The following is a 4,162-nucleotide window of genomic DNA, read 5'->3' on the forward strand; positions in this document are numbered from 1 at the left end:
CCCCCGCGGCCCCACCGAAACGCCCGCGCGAACACCCTGCGGACCCGGCGAAGCCCCTGGACACCCCTCGAAGGGCGGAATCGCCCCTCAGCAGGGCGGATTTCCTTGTGAAGAACTTCACGAAGTTTCTCGGCCCTGGGTCACCGCGAGGGCCGCGAGGGCCCTTTCGCCGCGCTCGTACGATACCCAGGCCGCTCACTCGATGGCTGCTGACCAGTAGGGCACGCCTGCGGTGATCACCCGCAACGGCGTGCCTGTAGCGGCCTCATCACCCTCGTCGTCAAGGCCGGCGACCGACGCGACGTCCACCGCAGCAGCTGAGCAGCGGGCCGCCGGAGCCCGAAGGCTCCGGGCCCAGCCCGTGGAGAGTCACGCGTCCTCGCCCGCGACGGACCACGCGATCCCGTCGAGGATGTCGTGCTCGCTCACCACGACCTCCTTCGCGCCGGTCCGGTCCATGATCGCGAGCAGGACCAGGGCGCCCGCGGCGATCACGTCGACGCGGCCCGGGTGCATGGAGGGGACCGCCGCGCGTTCGGCGTGGGTCGAGTGCAGGAGCCAGTGCGTGATCTCGCGGACCTTGTCGTGCGTGATCCGGGAGTGGTGGATGGCCGTCGAGTCGTACTCGGGGAGGTCCTGCGCCATCGCCGACAGCGTCGTCACGGATCCGGCCAGCCCGACCAGCGTGCGCGCCTCCCGCAGCGGGACCGTCTGTTCGGCGAGGTCGAGGGCCGCCTCGATGTCGGCGCGCATCGCCGCGATCTGCTCCTCGGTGGGCGGGTCGGTGACCACTCCGTCCCGTACGAGGTGCCGCTCCGTCATACGGACACAGCCGACGTCCACCGAGCGTGCCGCGCGCGCGTGGTCGTCGCCGACGACGAACTCGGTCGAGCCGCCGCCGATGTCCACCACCAGGAAGGGACGGTGCAGGTCCTCCCGCCCCGTCAGCTCCTTGGTCGCGCCGGTGAAGGAGAACTCCGCCTCCTGGTCGCCGGAGATGACCTCGGGCTCGACGCCCAGGATGTCCAGCACCCCGCTCACGAACTCGTCCCGGTTCTCCGCGTCGCGGGACGCGGACGTCGCGACGAAGCGCAGCCGGTCCGCGCCGTGCTCCTTGATGATCTCCGCGTACTCCCGGCACGCGGCGAAGGTCCGCTCCAACGCCTCGGGGGCGAGCCGGCCGGTGCGGTCGACGCCCTGGCCGAGGCGCACGATCGTCATACGGCGGTCCAGGTCGACCAGTTCGCCGGTGGGGCCCGCGCCGGAGGCGCTATGGGACACAGTGGCGTCGGCGACGAGCAGACGGATGGAGTTGGTGCCGCAGTCGATGGCGGCGACGCGGGTCACTTCTGATCGTCCTCGGGCTCGACGGGCGTGGAGGCGAAGTAGCCGGCCTCGGCTCCCTCGCCCGTGTACTCGACCTGCGTTCCGGCGCCGGACGTCGGCCCCCCGGGCACGACACACGCGCCCTTGCGCCACCACTCCGGCAGCATGGCGATCGCCTCGTCCCCCAGCGGATTGACCCCCGGGCCCGCGGCCAGCGAGTGCGCCACCAGCACATGCAGGCACTTCACCCGGTCCGGCATGCCGCCGGCGCTCGGAAAGCCCTTCAGCTCCTCGATCTCGTCCCGCCGCCGGATGTAGTCCTCGTGCGCGGAGCGATACGCGGCCGCCAGCACCGGGTCCTCCGCCAGCCGCTCCGTCATCTCCTTCATCACGCCGTTGGCCTCCAGCGTCCCGATCGCCGAGGCGGCCTTGGGACACGTCAGGTAGTACAGCGTCGGGAAAGGCGTGCCGTCCGGCAGCCGCGGCGCCGTCTCGACCACGTCCGGCTGCCCGCACGGGCACCGGTGGGCGATCGCGCGCAACCCGCGCGGCGGGCGCCCGAGCTGCTGTTTGAAAGCCTCGACGTCCGCGTCGGTGGGCTCGGTGCGCGGTGTGGGCGGCGGGGGAGTTTCCATACGTGTCTTTCTCATCCGGCTCGTCGAGCCCGTACCACTCGTACGCTCGTCGAGCTCATCGAAGTCCTACCGGCGGGCGGCGTCGGCCTTGTCGATTCCGTCCCAGACATTGGCGTACCAGGGACGGTCGGCCGCCCCCTGCGTCGTACGCGACTGCTTCACCGCGTCCGGGTCGATCACGATGTAGCCGGTCTCACCGGGCATCACATAGTGCAGCCGCTCCCTGATCCGCTGCTCGGCGTACGCGTCGTCCTGCCAGCGTGCCTTGAGGTCGCGCAGTCGCTCGACCCGCTCGCGGGCCTCCTCCCGCTGCTGCTCCAGCTCGGCGATCTCGGCGCGCTGGGAGACGTACTGCCTTATCGGGTACGCCAGCGCCGCGACCAGCGAGCACAGGACGAGCGCGAGCAGCGCGGCCCGCCCGGTCAGCCGGGAGCGCCGGGCCTGGCGCCTGGTCTGGGAGCGGTAGACACGGGCCGCCGTCTGCTCGCCGAGCAACCGCAGCCTGGTCGCGGTGGAGAAACGGTCCCGGTCCTTGACGGCCATCTGGCTCTCCGCCTCCCCTTGCCCGCGTGCGGTCGTCCTACGTGCGTACGTCCCCGCACACGGTACGGGACCGAGTGCGGGGACGTATGTGCGACTGGCTGGACCCGGGCCCGGTACGGGCCCTGGCCCTGCTCCGCGGGGGTCAGCCCTTGAAGCGCGGGAAGGCGCTGCGGCCCGCGTACACCGCGGCGTCGTCGAGGATCTCCTCGATACGCAGCAGCTGGTTGTACTTGGCGACGCGGTCCGAGCGGGCCGGGGCGCCGGTCTTGATCTGACCGCAGTTCACGGCGACGGCGAGGTCGGCGATGGTGACGTCCTCGGTCTCGCCGGAGCGGTGGGACATCATGCACTTGAAGCCGTTGCGCTGGGCCATCTCGACGGCGTCCAGGGTCTCGGTCAGCGAACCGATCTGGTTCACCTTGACCAGCAGGGCGTTGGCCGCGCCCTCCTCGATACCGCGGGCGAGACGCTCGGGGTTGGTGACGAACAGGTCGTCGCCGACGATCTGGACCTTGTCACCGAGCTTGGCGGTGATGGTCTTCCAGCCCTCCCAGTCGTCCTCGAACAGCGGGTCCTCGATGGAGACGAGCGGGTACGCCTCCACCAGCTCCGCGTAGTACTCCGTCATCTCGGCGGCCGAGCGCTCCTTGCCCTCGAAGACGTAAGAGCCGTCCTTGTAGAACTCGGACGCGGCGACGTCGAGCGCGAGGGCGATCTGCTCGCCGGGGGTGTAGCCGGCCTCCTTGACCGCTTCCAGGATGAGGTCGAGGGCCTCGCGGTTGGAGCCGAGGTTCGGGGCGAAGCCGCCCTCGTCGCCGAGGCCGGTGGCCAGGCCCTTGCTCTTCAGGACCTTCTTGAGGGTGTGGTAGACCTCGGCGCCCCAGCGCAGGGCCTCGGAGAAGGTCTCCGCGCCGATCGGGGCGATCATGAACTCCTGGATGTCCACGTTGGAGTCGGCGTGCGAGCCGCCGTTCAGGATGTTCATCATCGGCACCGGCAGCAGGTGCGCGTTCGGGCCGCCCAGGTAGCGGAAGAGGGGGAGGTCGGAGGCCTCGGAGGCGGCGTGGGCTACGGCGAGGGAGACGCCGAGGATGGCGTTGGCGCCGAGGGAGCCCTTGTTGTCGGTGGCGTCCAGGTCGAACATCGCCTGGTCGATCAGGCGCTGCTCGGTGGCGTCGTAGCCGACGAGCTCCGGGCCGATCTGCTCGATGACGGCGAGGACGGCCTTCTCCACGCCCTTGCCGAGGTAGCGGTTCGAGTCGCCGTCGCGGAGCTCGATGGCCTCGAAGGCGCCCGTGGAGGCGCCGGACGGGACGGCGGCACGACCGGTGCTGCCGTCGTCGAGGCCGACCTCGACCTCGACCGTGGGGTTGCCTCGGGAGTCGAGGATTTCCCGGGCTACGACGACGTCGATGGACGGCACGAGCATCTCCTTCTGGGATGTGACGCGGTTATGAGGGCAGTGGGCCCTGCGGGATGAGCCTAACCGTCTCCGGTGGATCGGCCAGCCTGTCACCCACCCCGTGGACCAAACCGAGAGTAAATTGTTCCCGAACTCAACAAAAAGCCCCGGCAAGTCCCACGAAGCCCTGCCCAAGCCCCACCAAGGCACAGAAAAAACCCCGCCCCGGTGCGTACGGGGGAACACGCACCGGGGC

At 70.3% G+C, this 4,162-nt stretch carries 4 protein-coding genes; all 4 read right to left on the minus strand.

Annotated features, from left to right (window positions below):
• Positions 1 to 369 precede the first annotated feature (369 nt).
• A complete protein-coding gene (locus FNH04_RS42445) occupies positions 370 to 1,347 on the minus strand; it encodes a Ppx/GppA phosphatase family protein (RefSeq protein WP_322725463.1) in 978 nt (325 codons plus the stop codon).
• A complete protein-coding gene (locus FNH04_RS42450) occupies positions 1,344 to 1,961 on the minus strand; it encodes a DUF501 domain-containing protein (protein WP_152791577.1) in 618 nt (205 codons plus the stop codon). Before FNH04_RS42450 ends, FNH04_RS42445 begins: the two co-directional genes overlap by 4 nt.
• Before the next feature lie 66 nt (positions 1,962 to 2,027).
• Positions 2,028 to 2,504, minus strand: a complete 477-nt coding sequence (locus FNH04_RS42455; protein WP_152791578.1) for an FtsB family cell division protein — start codon at positions 2,502 to 2,504, stop codon at positions 2,028 to 2,030.
• 142 nt (positions 2,505 to 2,646) lie between these two features.
• Positions 2,647 to 3,927 carry a phosphopyruvate hydratase gene (eno, locus tag FNH04_RS42460; protein WP_322725465.1) on the minus strand — a complete coding sequence of 427 codons (1,281 nt, stop codon included), beginning with the start codon at positions 3,925 to 3,927 and terminating at the stop codon, positions 2,647 to 2,649.
• Positions 3,928 to 4,162: the final 235 nt, after the last annotated feature.

Origin of the sequence: Streptomyces phyllanthi (assembly GCF_009377205.1) — a bacterium.
Taxonomy (GTDB): domain Bacteria; phylum Actinomycetota; class Actinomycetes; order Streptomycetales; family Streptomycetaceae; genus Streptomyces; species Streptomyces phyllanthi.

Coding starts and splice junctions, on each gene's coding strand:
- FNH04_RS42455 (WP_152791578.1), bottom strand. CDS start 2,504: ATGGCCGTCAAGGACCGGGACCGTTTCTCCACCGCGACCAGGCTGCGG.
- FNH04_RS42450 (WP_152791577.1), bottom strand. CDS start 1,961: ATGGAAACTCCCCCGCCGCCCACACCGCGCACCGAGCCCACCGACGCG.